Consider the following 14,075-nt stretch of genomic DNA (forward strand, 5'->3'; position numbering starts at 1 on the left):
TTTTTGCTCTGTTTTTAGTAAAATTTCTCCAAATTATAGTTTAAAGCCATTTGATATTTCCTACTAAAAGCTGGCGTGCTATAATGAAAAATAGAAAAGCCTGAAACGATTGTCTCAGACTTTTTAATGTTTAGTGATCGCGATCACATGAGATAAATTTAATCTTATAGAAATCAGAACGTTTGTATGTTTCAATGTATTCCAACACTTGGCCAGTTGACTCAAGTTTAGTTGTCTTGGTTTGGAGAACAGTTGGGAACTGAGAGTCGATTCCTAGGATAGAAGCAGCATGTTCTGGAGTTGGAAATACAATTTCATTGATTTCTTCAAAATGCTCGTCATTCATGTGAATGTGGTAGTCCAATTTGAAACGATTATAGATAGAACTATAGTATTCAAGATTTGGATAGTTTGCATTGATGTATTGTTCAGGGATATAAGATGTGTGGTAGATATAAGTAACACCGTTAGATTCACGGATACGTTCGATTTTGTAATAAAATTGATCGCCACGCAATCCCAATTTTTCTAAGTAGTTAAGATCGTTACCGCGTTCAATGGAAAGAACAGTGACTTTATCGTCCTTGGTTTCAAAAATTTCTACATCAGAAAATTCTACGAGTTTGTGCTTGCGAGCGCGAGCTACAAAGGTTCCTTTTCCTTGTTGGCGGACAATATAACCGTCTTTAGCAAGGTCGTTTAAGGCGCGAACAACAGTGATCGAACTTACGTCATACATTGCAATCAATTCTGCTTCAGTGTAGAACTTGTCGCCACTTGCAAATTGACCTGAAATGATTTTGTTTTTCAATTCATCTTTGATATATTGATACTTTGGAATTGCCATATTTTTACCTCATTTTTTCCTTCTCCATCTTCGATTTTATCATAAATGGTTTGGAAATGATAGTAAATAATGTAAAAAAAATAAAATAATAGGCTAAGTGATTGACTTACATATTATTTGAGGTTATAAACTTATATATTTATGCTATCTGGATCGAAAATATTTAAGAAAAAAATTTTTTTAAAAGAATTTTAGAAAACAATTCAGTAAAAAAAAAAGAAAAATTTTAAATAATTTTCGAAAAATCTATTGACAAGATGGATTCATTAGTTTATCATTTAATATAACAACAAATGAAAGCGCAAACGAAAAGTATGAGGTGGTAAAATGACAAGGTTTAAAATTGAGGATGATTTTTACCTAGATGGGAAACCATTCAAAATTTTATCGGGTGCCATTCATTATTTTAGAATTCCTGAAGAAGACTGGTATCATTCATTGTACAATCTCAAGGCTTTAGGTTTTAACACTGTTGAAACCTATGTCGCTTGGAATTTACATGAACCAACTGAGGGAAACTTCAATTTTGAAGGCAATCTTGATATTGAAAAATTTCTTCAGACAGCTCAGGACTTAGGCTTGTATGCTATTGTTCGACCATCTCCCTTTATCTGTGCAGAGTGGGAATTCGGTGGTTTACCAGCATGGCTTTTAAATAAAGACATGCGAATCCGTTCCTCTGATCCAGCCTTTGTTGAAATGGTAGGACGTTACTATGATCATTTACTTCCACGTCTTGTTTCAAGATTGTTGGATAATGGTGGTAACATCCTCATGATGCAGGTTGAAAATGAGTACGGTTCATACGGTGAGGACAAAACCTACTTGCGTGAGATTCGTCGATTGATGGAAGAACGTTCAGTGACTTGTCCGCTCTTTACATCTGATGGTCCATGGCGAGCAACTCTGAAAGCTGGTACCTTGATTGAAGATGATCTCTTTGTGACAGGAAACTTTGGTTCAAAAGCTAACTTTAACTTCTCGCAAATGCAAGAGTTCTTTGATGAGTATGGCAAGAAATGGCCACTCATGTGTATGGAATTCTGGGATGGATGGTTTAACAGATGGAAAGAACCAGTCATCACGCGTGAGCCAGAGGAGCTAGCAGAAGCCGTACACGAGGTATTAGAGCAAGGCTCTATCAACCTTTACATGTTCCACGGTGGAACCAACTTTGGTTTTATGAATGGTTGTTCAGCTCGAGGAACTATTGATTTACCACAAGTAACATCTTATGATTATGACGCTCTCCTTAATGAAGCTGGGAATCCAACTGCTAAATACATGGCAGTTAAGGAAATGATGGCGACTTACTATCCTGAGTATCCACAATTAGAACCGCTTTACAAAGAGAGCATGGAAGTTGAAAACATTCCACTGGTTGAGAAAGTTTCTCTGTTCGAAACCTTGGATAGCCTAACAAGTCCTATCGAGAGTCTCTATCCTAAGAAAATGGAAGAGTTGGGACAAAGTTACGGTTATCTACTCTATCGTACAGAAGCTAGTTGGGATGCAGAAGAAGAACGTATCCGTATCATTGACGGTCGAGACAGAGCTCAGCTATTTGTAGATGGTAAATGGGTTACAACTCAGTACCAGACAGAAATTGGTGAGGACATCTTCTATCAAGGAGAAAAGAAAGCGCTCTCTCGTTTTGATGTCCTGGTAGAAAATATGGGGCGTGTCAATTACGGGCATAAGTTCCTAGCAGATACACAACGAAAAGGGATTCGTACAGGTGTCTGCAAAGACCTACACTTCATGCTGAACTGGGAACACTATCCGCTTCCACTAGATAATCCTGAAAAGATTGATTTCTCAAAAGGATGGACAGAAGGACAACCTGCCTTTTACGCCTATGACTTTGAAGTTGAGGCTCCGAAGGACACCTACTTAGAACTATCTAAGTTTGGTAAAGGGATTGCCTATGTCAATGGCCGTCATCTAGGTCGTTTCTGGAATGTTGGTCCAACCTTATCGCTTTATATTCCGCACAGCTATCTCAAGGAAGGTGCTAACCGCATCATTATCTTTGAAACTGAAGGGGAGTATAGAGATCACATACACTTAACTCGTAAACCTACACTAAAACATATAAAGGGGGAAAATTTATGACAATTGTAGGATGCCGTATTGATGGACGTTTGATCCACGGACAAGTAGCAAACCTTTGGTCTGCTAAACTGAATGTTTCACGTATCATGGTCGTTGACAATGAAGTTGTTAACAACGATGTTGAAAAGAGCGGATTGAAACTTGCAACACCACCAGGTGTGAAATTGAGTATTTTGCCAATTGAGAAAGCGGCAGCGAATATCCTTGCTGGTAAATACGATAGCCAACGTTTGTTTATCGTTGCTCGTAAACCAGACCGCTTCCTTGGATTAGTGGAAGCAGGGGTACCGCTTGAAGCAGTCAATGTTGGTAATATGTCTCAAACACCAGAAACACGTTCTATCACACGTTCAATCAACGTTGTAGATAAAGACGTAGAAGATTTCCACAAATTGGCGGAAAAAGGTGTTAAACTTACTGCTCAAATGGTTCCAAATGATCCAGTTTCAGACTTTTTGAGCTTATTAAAATAGGAAAAAATTTTTAGGAGGTCATTGTTATGATACAATGGTGGCAAATTTTACTTCTCACTCTGTACTCAGCTTATCAAATCTGTGATGAGTTGACGATCGTTTCTTCTGCAGGTTCCCCTGTATTCGCTGGTTTCATTACTGGTTTGATCATGGGAGATTTGACAACTGGTTTGTTTATCGGTGGTAGCTTGCAGTTGTTTGTCCTTGGGGTAGGTACCTTCGGTGGTGCTTCTCGTATCGACGCAACTTCTGGTGCGGTTCTTGCGACAGCTTTCTCAGTTTCACAAGGTATCGAAACAGATCTTGCGATCACTACAATCGCTGTACCAGTAGCGGCACTTTTGACTTACTTCGACGTACTTGGTCGTATGACTACTACATTCTTCGCACACCGTATTGATGCTGCGATCGAACGCTTTGACTATAAAGCAATCGAACGTAACTACCTTCTTGGTGCGCTTCCATGGGCTGCTTCTCGTGCCCTTCCAGTATTCTTCGCCCTTGCTTTTGGTGGAGAATTCGTACAAGCAGTTGTAAATCTTGTTAAAGAATTCCAATGGGTTGCAGACGGTTTGACTCTTGCAGGTCGTATGCTTCCAGGTCTTGGATTCGCTATCTTGCTTCGTTACCTTCCAGTTAAACGTAACCTTCACTACCTTGCTATGGGATTCGGTTTGACAGCTATGTTGACTGTTCTTTACTCATACGTAACAGGTCTTGGTGGAGCAGTTGCTGGTATCATTGGCACTCTTCCTGCTGACGTTGCTGAAAAAATTGGCTTTGCCAACAACTTCAAAGGATTGTCTATGATCGGTATCTCTATCGTAGGTATCTTCCTTGCGGTTGTTCACTTCAAGAACAGCCAAAAAGTTGCTGTAGCAGCACCTTCTACACCATCAGAAAGTGGGGAAATTGAAGATGACGAATTCTAATTACAAATTAACAAAAGAAGATTTTAATCAAATTAACAAACGTAGCTTGTTCACTTTCCAATTGGGATGGAACTACGAGCGTATGCAAGCATCAGGTTACCTTTACATGATCTTGCCACAATTGCGTAAAATGTATGGAGATGGAACTCCTGAGTTGAAAGAAATGATGAAAGTTCATACTCAATTCTTCAACACTTCACCATTCTTCCACACAATCATCGCTGGTTTTGACCTTGCTATGGAAGAAAAAGATGGCGTTGGCTCAAAAGATGCGGTTAACGGTATCAAGACAGGTTTGATGGGACCATTCGCTCCTCTTGGAGATACTATCTTTGGTTCACTTGTACCTGCTATCATGGGATCTATCGCTGCAACAATGGCTATCGCTGGTCAACCTTGGGGTATCTTCCTTTGGATCGCAGTTGCAGTAGCGTATGACATCTTCCGTTGGAAACAATTGGAATTTGCATACAAAGAAGGGGTTAACCTTATCAACAACATGCAAAGCACTTTGACAGCTTTGATTGAAGCTGCATCTGTACTTGGTGTGTTCATGATGGGTGCTCTTGTAGCAACAATGATCAACTTTGAAATTTCATACAAATTGCCAATCGGTGAGAAAATGATTGACTTCCAAGATATCTTGAACTCAATCTTCCCACGCTTGCTTCCAGCAATCTTCACAGCATTCATCTTCTGGTTGCTTGGTAAGAAAGGTATGAACTCAACTAAAGCAATCGGTATCATCATTGCTCTTGCTGTTGGACTTTCATTCATCGGTAAATTCTTACTTGGAATGGGCGCATAATTTATGAGTAAATCATTGATTTTAGTGAGCCATGGACGTTTCTGTGAAGAACTTAAAGGTAGCACAGAAATGATTATGGGTCCACAAGAAAATATTCATGCAGTTGCTCTTCTTCCAGAAGATGGACCAGAAGATTTCACTGCGAAATTTGAAGCCGCTGTTGAAGGTTTGGATGATTTCCTAGTCTTTGCTGACCTCCTTGGTGGAACACCATGTAACGTGGTGAGCCGTCTGATTATGGAAGGTCGTGACATTGAACTTTACGCAGGAATGAATCTTCCAATGGTTATTGAATTTATCAATGCAAGCCTTACTGGCGCTGATGCAGATTATAAAAATCGTGCTTCAGAAAGTATTGTCAAAGTTAATGATTTATTGGCAAGCTTCGACGACGATGAAGATGAATAAGGTGTAATAACAGAAATACTGTTAGAACATATTTCATAGAATATAAATGGGAATGGGGCTTACTCCCATTCCCATATTTTAAATAAAAAACAATATAATAATAGATTAGAGGAACTCAATGCTAGATTATACAAAAGAAGAATTGCTTGAGTTGGGGGCAGAAATCACAACTCGCGAAATTTACCAACAACCAGACATTTGGAAAGAAGCTTTTGAAACTTATCAAGCACGACGTGATGAAATTGCAGCTTTCTTGCAAGGAATTGCAGATAAGCATGACTATATCAAAGTAATCCTAACTGGTGCTGGAACTTCTGCTTATGTAGGTGATACTCTAGTTCCTTACTTTAAGGAAGTTTATGATGAACGTAAATGGAACTTTAATGCTATTGCGACAACTGATATCGTAGCAAACCCACAAACTTATTTGAAAAAAGATGTGGCGACTGTTTTGGTATCATTCGCGCGTAGCGGAAATTCGCCTGAGAGTGTGGCAACAGTTGACTTGGCTAAGGCCTTGGTTGATGAACTTTATCAAGTAACCATCACTTGTGCGGCTGAAGGGAAATTGGCTCTTCAAGCGCATGGTGATGACCGTAACCTCTTGCTCTTGCAACCAGCTGCTTCTAACGATGCTGGCTTTGCTATGACTTCAAGCTTCACTTCAATGATGTTGACAGCGCTCTTGGTATTTGATCCAACAGACTTTGCTGTTAAAGCTGAACGTTTCGACGTGCTATCTAGTTTAGCTCGCAAAATTCTTGACAATGTGGCAGATGTCAAAGAGTTGGTTGACCTAGACTTTAACCGAGTGATTTATCTAGGTGCGGGCCCATTCTTCGGACTTGCTCACGAAGCCCAGCTTAAAATTTTGGAATTGACTGCTGGTCAAGTCGCGACTATGTATGAAAGTCCAGTTGGCTTCCGTCACGGTCCAAAATCTCTTATCAACGAAGATACAGTCGTTTTGGTATTTGGTACTACAACAGATTACACTCGTAAATATGACTTAGACTTGGTTCGTGAAGTTGCAGGCGACCAAATTGCTCGATGTGTTGTTCTCTTGAGCGACCAAGCCTTCGGACTTGAAAATGTTAAGGAAGTCGCGCTTGGGTGCGGTGGGGTTCTGAATGATGTTTACCGTGTCTTCCCTTACATCGTTTATGGTCAGTTATTTGCTCTCTTGACTTCACTTAAAGTTGGTAACAGACCAGATACACCATCACCTACAGGTACAGTGAACCGTGTTGTTCAAGGTGTCATTATTCACGAATTTGAAAAATAAGGAAGAATCTATGAGTAAATTAACATTAAGCCCAAATAAACTTGCTTGCTTGCAAAAACTCTCAGACGAAAATGGGATCATCTCAGCTCTTGCTTTTGACCAACGTGGTGCTTTGAAACGCCTCATGGCTCAATACCAAACAGAAGAGCCAACAGTAACTCAAATGGAAGAACTCAAAGTATTGGTAGCGGATGAATTGACTAAATACGCTTCATCTATGCTTCTTGACCCTGAGTATGGACTTCCAGCTACAAAAGCTCTTGATCCAAAAGCTGGTCTTCTCCTTGCTTATGAGAAAACTGGATACGACACAACAAGTACAAAACGCTTGCCAGACTGCTTGGATGTTTGGTCTGCAAAACGTATCAAAGAACAAGGGGCAGATGCTGTTAAGTTCTTGCTTTACTATGACGTAGATAGCTCTGACGAACTTAATCAACAAAAACAAGCCTACATCGAACGCATTGGTTCTGAGTGTGTGGCTGAAGATATTCCATTCTTCCTTGAAATTCTTGCTTACGATGAAAAGATTGCTGACGCTGGTTCTGCAGAATACGCTAAAGTAAAACCACACAAGGTTATCGGCGCTATGAAAGTCTTCTCAGATCCACGTTTCAACATCGATGTCTTGAAAGTAGAAGTTCCAGTTAACGTGAAATACGTTGAAGGCTTTGGTGATGGAGAAATCGTTCATACACGTGAAGAAGCTGCTACCTTCTTTAAAGCCCAAGACGAAGCTACTAACCTTCCTTACATCTACTTGAGTGCAGGTGTATCAGCTAAACTTTTCCAAGAAACTCTTGTCTTTGCTCACGAATCAGGCGCAAACTTCAATGGTGTTCTTTGTGGACGTGCAACATGGGCTGGATCTGTTGAAGCTTACATCAAAGATGGAGAAGCAGCAGCTCGCGAATGGCTTTGTACAACTGGATTTGAAAACATTGATGAACTCAATAAAGTACTTCAAACAACAGCTACTTCATGGACTGAACGTGTAGAAGCATAGATCAGAAATAGAAGAAACGACTTTTGTTAATAAAATATCTATGGTTTCTTGACAAAGGTGTCTGTAAATCATACAATAAAACCATAGAACGTGAATGCGCTTTCTATGGTTTGTTTACTTAATTGAATTAGAAAAAGGAGAGAAGGATGAAAGCATACACAGAACGTGTATTTGGGAAAGTTGATGGCAAGGATGTCCTCGCTTACCGTTTTGAAACGGAGGCAGGATACCAACTGGAAATCATGACTTATGGAGCAACAATTTTACGCTATGTAACTCCAGATAAGACTGGCAATTTTGCCAATGTTATCCTAGGTTTTGACGATTTCGAAAGCTATGTGGGAAATAGCCCTAAACATGGAGCAAGTGTAGGTCCAGTGGCAGGTCGTATTGCAGGAGCAACATTTGAACTCAATGGTAAGACCTATGATCTTGAAGTCAACAATGCTAGCAACTGTAACCACAGTGGCTCAACTGGTTGGGATTCTAACTTGTTTGAGCTAGTCGAAGTGAGTGACCATGGTTTGACTCTTTACACAGAAAGAACAGATGGGACTGGAGGTTTCCCTGGAAATCTTAAGATCTGGATTAGCTACAACTTGGAAGAAAGTGGTGCCTACGAAGTTAGCTACAAGGTGACGACAGACCAGGATACCTTGGTCAATCCAACCAACCATAGCTATTTTAACCTGTCAGGCGATTTCACTCAGACTGTTGACCGCCATGTCTTCCAATTGAACACTGAAGGCATCTATCCAATCGCTCCAGACGGCGTGCCAGCTAAAACACCGGATGCTAATCGTGATGTGGTCAAGCATATCTACAATGGAGCTTTGCTTAAGGATATTTTTGCAGACGAAGATGAACAAATCAAACTCGTATCTGGTTTGGACCATCCATTTGCTCTTCCTGCAGGACATGACAATGCTGGTTTCCTCTATGACCAAGGTTCAGGTCGCTTCCTGCTCTTCAAGACAGAGGCTCCTTGCTTTGTGGTCTACACAGCAAACTTTGTGGATGAGAGTGTCATCATCGCTGGTCAGTCAATGATTCAGCACAATGGGATTGCTCTTGAAGCGCAAGCTTTACCAGATGCTATTCATAGCGACCTTAAAGACCAAGTCATCCTCAAAGCAGGTGAAACATTCACCAGCAAAACTCGTTATGAGCTTGTTGTGAAATAATGATTGTTTTCTGAGTAAACCTATACTTTAACCGTTAGTTATTTACTAGCTGTTAGAATCTAGGTTTTTTGATTCTTGAAAAATAAGGAAATAATCTCAAGTTTAGAAGATAATTCTATATATCAAATATTCTTACTGAATAAAGATGATTGACTTATATTGATAGTTGAATGTGTCAATAATATCTAATAGATATATTTATATGATAGCTCTTTTGCTAAAAATAAGGTATAATTAAAATGGAATAAATCTAGGATTTTGACTAAAAAATACTAGATTTTTATAAAGATTTTTGGGAAAAAAACTCTCTATAGAAGATTCGTGTTCTTGGTCAAAGTTATAAGGGGAAGATTAGCAATGGTATCAGTATCTGGAAAATTCTGTATCTTTTCACATAAAAATAAGCAACATCAGCGCTTTTTTCAACTGTTACCCGATGGTCAAATCAAGGATATTGGTGGAACCGGTCAGAGGAGTTGACTACTGAGAGGCTGGATAAAATCATGAGTAAAGATATTTCAGCTTTCATCAGAGAATTTTTCCGCAAACTATAGAAAGCTAGTAGTGAATTGGGAATCCTACTGAAGAACCGTTTTTCCTAACTTTGGAAAAGTATAAAGAGAAATATAAAAATGACAGAAAAATTAGTATAATTGTATCAGTTTACAACGTTGAAAACTACTTACGACAATGTCTAGATAGTATTCTCAATCAAACCTATCAAGATCTAGGGAAAAACTGTGCTGCCCTTAGATATTGTAGCCCATCAAGCAGAACTCTTTGATAAAGTAATCGCCCATGAAGAACTTCAAAAATGGTAGATGAAATTCGACAGATTTTATTAGTCAATAGAGAAGATAATAAACGTTAGATAAAAGGGATTGAAAAATGAAGAAAGCAATCGTACTTGGAGCAGATAATGGATATATGGATAAGGTGGAAACTACTATCAAGTCTGTTTGTGCTTATAACGATAATATAAAATTTTATGTTTTTAATGACGATCTACCTTCGGAATGGTTTCGTATTATGAATCAGCGATTGAAAGCTATTCATTCAGAAATTGTAAATGTAAAGATTTCTAATAATCATCTCCGAAAATATCGTTTACCAACGGCGCATTTATCATACGCAGCTTATTTTCGCTTTTTTATTCCAGACATACTGAAGGAAGATAAGGTTTTATATCTTGATTCGGATATTATTGTCAATGGAGATTTAACACCCCTTTTTGCAATAGATCTAGGTGATGGCCCAGTCGCAGCAGTTAGAGATGAATTGCAGCAAACAAATTTTAATTCAGGCGTTTTATTGATAAATAATGCCCATTGGAGAGAGCATGCGATTTCAACAAAATTGTTTGAATTAGCAGATCAGTACCATGAAGTTGAGTTTGGTGATCAAGGAATTTTAAACCGATTTTTTGTAGGGCAATGGAAAGAGCTAGACGTCAATTACAATTTTATGGTTGGAATGGATACTATTGCGACACGTTTTCAAAAAGATGAATGGTATGTAAAAGCGAATCAATATGAATCAGAGGTTTCTGTTATTCATTATACAGACGAAAAACCATGGTCAGCTGTATATAATAATCGCTTGGGAGATAAGTGGTGGTTCTTCTATGCTTTAGATTGGTCAGATATTATCTTACGGAAAGAGATTATCAAACATGGTTTAGATGAGCTTACAGAAAAAGAAAAATATCATACTGCAATCTTTACAAATGCTTGCGAGATGGAGCACTTGGAGTTTTTGATAAAAGCACTACCTGAGGCTCATTTTCATATTTTGGCTCATACAACTTTTGCCTCCCAAGTGGTCGATTTACAACGATATTTAAATGTGTCCATTTATCCACAGTTCAATCCTTATAATTTTGAAAATGTTCTTAGCAAAATCGATTTTTATTTGGATATCAATCATTTTAACGAAATTATGAATATCACTCAGGAGATTCATAAATTAGGGAAACCGATCTTTGCTTTTGATAATACCAGTAAGGACCAAATAGGAGAAAGTCAGATTTTTTCTTCACAAACTCCTGAAGCGATGGTAGTGGCGATTAAAGCTTACCTCAATTCGTTAGATAAATGAGAAAGTTTTAGTAGATAATCTAATCATTCGCTAGTTCACTTCTTTTATGGAGTCTATGATTTGATGCTTGTGATTAGAGTTTAGTTTGGAGTTAAAGAATGCTTTACACTTTTAATCTTATGGTGGGTTTAGAACCAAATGGTGTAGATGTTGCTCAAGCATATCGTGGGAAGGTTTTTCGCGACTTGGACCTTCCTGCCAGTTTTGTTTTTACACAGGTCCCTCCTCGCTTTAAATGGGACTATTACCTTTCTTTGGGTCATCTTGAGGAAGAAATCCTATTAGCACATATGTTGTTGACAGATCAGCGTGATATGAGCTTGGGGATCCGTATAGATGATATGAAGCAGCTCTTACACCTGACTGCTGAATATAAGGAAAATAATTGTGAATTGATTTTTCAAGAACAAGATGGTGTGACTACCATTCTACATAAAAACAGTCTAAAACCGGATTATGTGGATTATGTAGATTATTATGTATTTGGTCGTTTACTTCGTAGAGAACATTATGGTAAGAAAAAGCTGTTCACAGAATTTTTTACAGCAGTGGATGCTGGATTTGGTCTAGAAGCTAGAGTTGTTCGCCGACTGTTTCATAATAGAGATGGTTCCATAGCCTTTGAAGAGATTAAGAAAGAACCAGGTGAGGATACTGAAGCAGTTTATCGGTGTGGATCGGAGTGGTTCTATAGTGAGTCTGAATTTTTAGAGCGAGCCTTATCAGAGTTGCAGTTTAGTAAAGAGGATCATGTATTTATTGATCGTCTAGAGAATGTTCCCTTCACATCACCTATTTTACGTTTAAAAGGAGAAGCAAGATTATCCTGTGTTGTGCACTCTATTCATTATTGGGGAGATCAGATCAATTCTGAATACTATCACCTTTTTCAATATGCCGAGGAATTTGATGATATTTTAGTATCAACGCAATCACAGAAGGATGAATTGGAAAAACATTTAGCATTACTAGGGAAAACTGGTCAAGTTCGCGTTCTTCCAGTAGCTGCCCTAGAACAGTTGCAATTAGCTGATGAACGAAAACCTTATTCTGTGATGATTGCCGTGCGGTTTGAACGCCGAAAACGGTTAGACTTAGCAATCAAAGCCATCGTTGCTTTTCATGAAATTTTTCCAGACGTCAACTTAGATATCTATGGGCAAGGGATGCTATGGCAGGATATTGAAGCAGAGATTGCCAATCTAGGAGCACAAAATTATATCCATCTTAAGGGGCATCAGACAATTTCAAACCGTTTCAAAGAGTATGAACTTTATTTGGCTACCTCGGAATGGGAAACTTTTGGTATAACTTTGTTAGAAGCAATTGGTTCTGGACAAGCTCTTGTTGGTTTAGATGTACCTTATGGAAATCAGACCTTTATTCAAGAGGGTAAAAATGGTTATTTAGTTCCTTTTGATGCTCGTTCGGATGAGGAAATTGTGGTTGATTTAACAAAAGCTTTAGAGAAAGCCTTCAAACAAATCAAAAAGTTCAGGGAAGGCTCTTACCGCTTGGCTGAAGAATATTTATCAGACTGCATAACAAAACAATGGTATGAATTTTTGACTAGAGAATGGGAATAAAAAAGAAATGATGTATTATTATCTGACGAGGGAATGGTCTTCAGATGACGATCGCCTAAAAAAAGATTTAGAACTTATGGGGAAGGATCTGAAACCATTAACGATTAAAAATATTTTTACTAGTTTTTTTTCTAATCATGAAAATTCAAGTCCCTTACACATGACTCAACTTCCCTTACCTCGATTTTGGGAGGTTCTTTCTTCAGGAGATATCGTAGCAGAAGGAAATAAAAAAGGGAAGATTTACTGCTCTCCTCAGTGGCCACAAATAGTGGAGGTAGTCGAATGGTACGATAACAAAGGTGTTTGTTGTGCAAAAGATCATTACGATTTATCGGGAACTTGTTTTCATAGAGAAATTTGGAGTGGTGGAAAAAAAGAGATAGACATTTATGGTCAGGAAAATCAAGAGCAACTCTATCTTTTTTCATCTCATGATCGTGCACTTTATCGAGAAGCAAATGGTCGGGAAGAGGGGCTTTCTTCAATTGATGAAGCAAGAAAACTGGTTTTAGATAAACAATTATCTACAGGTGATTGCATAGTGTTATCAGATATAAACTTGCTTAGGGAAATGCCTAACCTCTCATCTAATCAGTTAGTATTTTATATGAGAGAAGAGTTTTCCACGGAAGATATTTCGTATCTAAAAGAGCGTTGTGGGAAACTACTGACCCGAGATTTGAAATTTAAGACAGATAATATGAATCCTCCCCTGATTTATCTGCCGACGTTTCTTGGCGCCTTTAGGGAGTTTCGTCCGCATATTTTGATTTTGACAGATACGCAAGAACTAGAACAAATTGAAGTGCTTGTATCTGCCCTACCGAATTTTGAATTTCATATTGCTGCGCTAACAGTAATGGGAGGGCGTTTATTAGATTTGGATTGTCATGCAAATGTTCATCTCTACCCAGGCCTGTCTAGAGAGATATATGAGAAACTTTTACAAACGTGTAGCATTTATCTGGATATTTCTCATGCGCAGGAAATACTTGATGGTAGCCGTACAGCTCTTGAAAATGGCATGATCCTTTATGCTTTTAAGGACACGTGTCACCAACCAGAGTTTTATGTTACTGACCATGTGTTTCCAAGGGATGGTGTAGCAGAGATGATTGACGAATTATCTCAACTTGTAAATCCAGAAAAATATCAATCTGCTTATGATAAACAAAAGATGAATCCGTACTTAGTGACCAGGGAAGAGTTGAAGTTACTTTTTTAAATGATGGATAAATAAGGGAAGTATCGTGAAAGCTTTAGAATAGATCTTCCTAGATAAAGATAACAATAACTATATAGCGTTTAGCTTAGTATTTCACTTGCTGACA

General features: G+C 38.5%; 13 protein-coding genes. 12 read left to right on the forward strand and 1 reads right to left on the reverse strand.

Annotation, left to right across the window (positions count from 1 at the left end; translation table 11 throughout):
- Nucleotides 1-130: 130 nt before the first annotated feature.
- A complete protein-coding gene (locus QM867_RS02100) occupies nt 131-847 on the reverse strand; it encodes a GntR family transcriptional regulator (RefSeq protein ID WP_045762517.1) in 717 nt (238 codons plus the stop codon).
- Nucleotides 848-1,174: 327 nt separating this feature from the next.
- Between QM867_RS02100 and QM867_RS02105 the strand changes: the two genes are divergently transcribed.
- The 12 genes from QM867_RS02105 to QM867_RS02160 all read left to right on the forward strand — a co-directional run bounded on the left by QM867_RS02105 (nt 1,175) and on the right by QM867_RS02160 (nt 13,969).
- Nucleotides 1,175-2,962 (forward strand): glycoside hydrolase family 35 protein, encoded by a 1,788-nt coding sequence (locus QM867_RS02105; protein WP_414294772.1) that lies wholly within the window; start codon nt 1,175-1,177, stop codon nt 2,960-2,962.
- Entirely contained in the window at nt 2,959-3,435 is a 477-nt protein-coding gene (locus tag QM867_RS02110; RefSeq protein WP_414294771.1) for a PTS system mannose/fructose/N-acetylgalactosamine-transporter subunit IIB, read from the forward strand. Before QM867_RS02105 ends, QM867_RS02110 begins: the two co-directional genes overlap by 4 nt.
- Before the next feature lie 26 nt (nt 3,436-3,461).
- Entirely contained in the window at nt 3,462-4,367 is a 906-nt protein-coding gene (locus tag QM867_RS02115; protein ID WP_075232293.1) for a PTS mannose/fructose/sorbose/N-acetylgalactosamine transporter subunit IIC, read from the forward strand.
- Nucleotides 4,354-5,175: a PTS system mannose/fructose/sorbose family transporter subunit IID gene (locus tag QM867_RS02120; RefSeq protein ID WP_000185292.1), complete on the forward strand. Its 822-nt coding sequence runs from the start codon at nt 4,354-4,356 to the stop codon at nt 5,173-5,175. Before QM867_RS02115 ends, QM867_RS02120 begins: the two co-directional genes overlap by 14 nt.
- 3 nt (nt 5,176-5,178) lie before the next feature.
- A complete protein-coding gene (locus QM867_RS02125) occupies nt 5,179-5,583 on the forward strand; it encodes a PTS sugar transporter subunit IIA (protein WP_414270626.1) in 405 nt (134 codons plus the stop codon).
- 118 nt (nt 5,584-5,701) lie between these two features.
- Nucleotides 5,702-6,868 (forward strand): SIS domain-containing protein, encoded by a 1,167-nt coding sequence (locus QM867_RS02130; protein ID WP_075232295.1) that lies wholly within the window; start codon nt 5,702-5,704, stop codon nt 6,866-6,868.
- A 10-nt stretch (nt 6,869-6,878) separates the two neighbouring features.
- Entirely contained in the window at nt 6,879-7,874 is a 996-nt protein-coding gene (lacD, locus tag QM867_RS02135) for a tagatose-bisphosphate aldolase (protein WP_248034502.1), read from the forward strand.
- A 146-nt stretch (nt 7,875-8,020) separates the two neighbouring features.
- Nucleotides 8,021-9,058 carry an aldose epimerase family protein gene (locus QM867_RS02140; RefSeq protein WP_075232296.1) on the forward strand — a complete coding sequence of 346 codons (1,038 nt, stop codon included), beginning with the start codon at nt 8,021-8,023 and terminating at the stop codon, nt 9,056-9,058.
- Between the two features lie 604 nt (nt 9,059-9,662).
- Nucleotides 9,663-9,842, forward strand: a complete 180-nt coding sequence (locus QM867_RS02145) for a glycosyltransferase (protein WP_371607937.1) — start codon at nt 9,663-9,665, stop codon at nt 9,840-9,842.
- A gap of 104 nt (nt 9,843-9,946) precedes the next feature.
- Nucleotides 9,947-11,155: a glycosyltransferase family 8 protein gene (locus QM867_RS02150; RefSeq protein ID WP_414315059.1), complete on the forward strand. Its 1,209-nt coding sequence runs from the start codon at nt 9,947-9,949 to the stop codon at nt 11,153-11,155.
- Nucleotides 11,156-11,253: 98 nt separating this feature from the next.
- Nucleotides 11,254-12,741 carry a glycosyltransferase gene (locus tag QM867_RS02155; protein WP_414315060.1) on the forward strand — a complete coding sequence of 496 codons (1,488 nt, stop codon included), beginning with the start codon at nt 11,254-11,256 and terminating at the stop codon, nt 12,739-12,741.
- A 7-nt stretch (nt 12,742-12,748) separates the two neighbouring features.
- Complete coding sequence (locus QM867_RS02160) at nt 12,749-13,969, forward strand: hypothetical protein (protein WP_414315061.1); 1,221 nt, start codon at nt 12,749-12,751, stop codon at nt 13,967-13,969.
- The last annotated feature ends 106 nt before the right edge of the window (nt 13,970-14,075 follow it).

The sequence above is a fragment of the Streptococcus infantis genome (assembly GCF_047463635.1).
GTDB lineage: Bacteria > Bacillota > Bacilli > Lactobacillales > Streptococcaceae > Streptococcus > Streptococcus infantis_W.

Bases quoted from the DNA above. Each gene is read 5' to 3' on its own strand.
- QM867_RS02120 (WP_000185292.1), top strand. From the start codon at position 4,354: ATGACGAATTCTAATTACAAATTAACAAAAGAAGATTTTAATCAAATT.
- QM867_RS02105 (WP_414294772.1), top strand. From the start codon at position 1,175: ATGACAAGGTTTAAAATTGAGGATGATTTTTACCTAGATGGGAAACCA.
- QM867_RS02125 (WP_414270626.1), top strand. From the start codon at position 5,179: ATGAGTAAATCATTGATTTTAGTGAGCCATGGACGTTTCTGTGAAGAA.
- lacD (WP_248034502.1), top strand. From the start codon at position 6,879: ATGAGTAAATTAACATTAAGCCCAAATAAACTTGCTTGCTTGCAAAAA.
- QM867_RS02130 (WP_075232295.1), top strand. From the start codon at position 5,702: ATGCTAGATTATACAAAAGAAGAATTGCTTGAGTTGGGGGCAGAAATC.
- QM867_RS02115 (WP_075232293.1), top strand. From the start codon at position 3,462: ATGATACAATGGTGGCAAATTTTACTTCTCACTCTGTACTCAGCTTAT.
- QM867_RS02100 (WP_045762517.1), bottom strand. From the start codon at position 847: ATGGCAATTCCAAAGTATCAATATATCAAAGATGAATTGAAAAACAAA.
- QM867_RS02150 (WP_414315059.1), top strand. From the start codon at position 9,947: ATGAAGAAAGCAATCGTACTTGGAGCAGATAATGGATATATGGATAAG.
- QM867_RS02160 (WP_414315061.1), top strand. From the start codon at position 12,749: ATGATGTATTATTATCTGACGAGGGAATGGTCTTCAGATGACGATCGC.
- QM867_RS02140 (WP_075232296.1), top strand. From the start codon at position 8,021: ATGAAAGCATACACAGAACGTGTATTTGGGAAAGTTGATGGCAAGGAT.
- QM867_RS02155 (WP_414315060.1), top strand. From the start codon at position 11,254: ATGCTTTACACTTTTAATCTTATGGTGGGTTTAGAACCAAATGGTGTA.
- QM867_RS02110 (WP_414294771.1), top strand. From the start codon at position 2,959: ATGACAATTGTAGGATGCCGTATTGATGGACGTTTGATCCACGGACAA.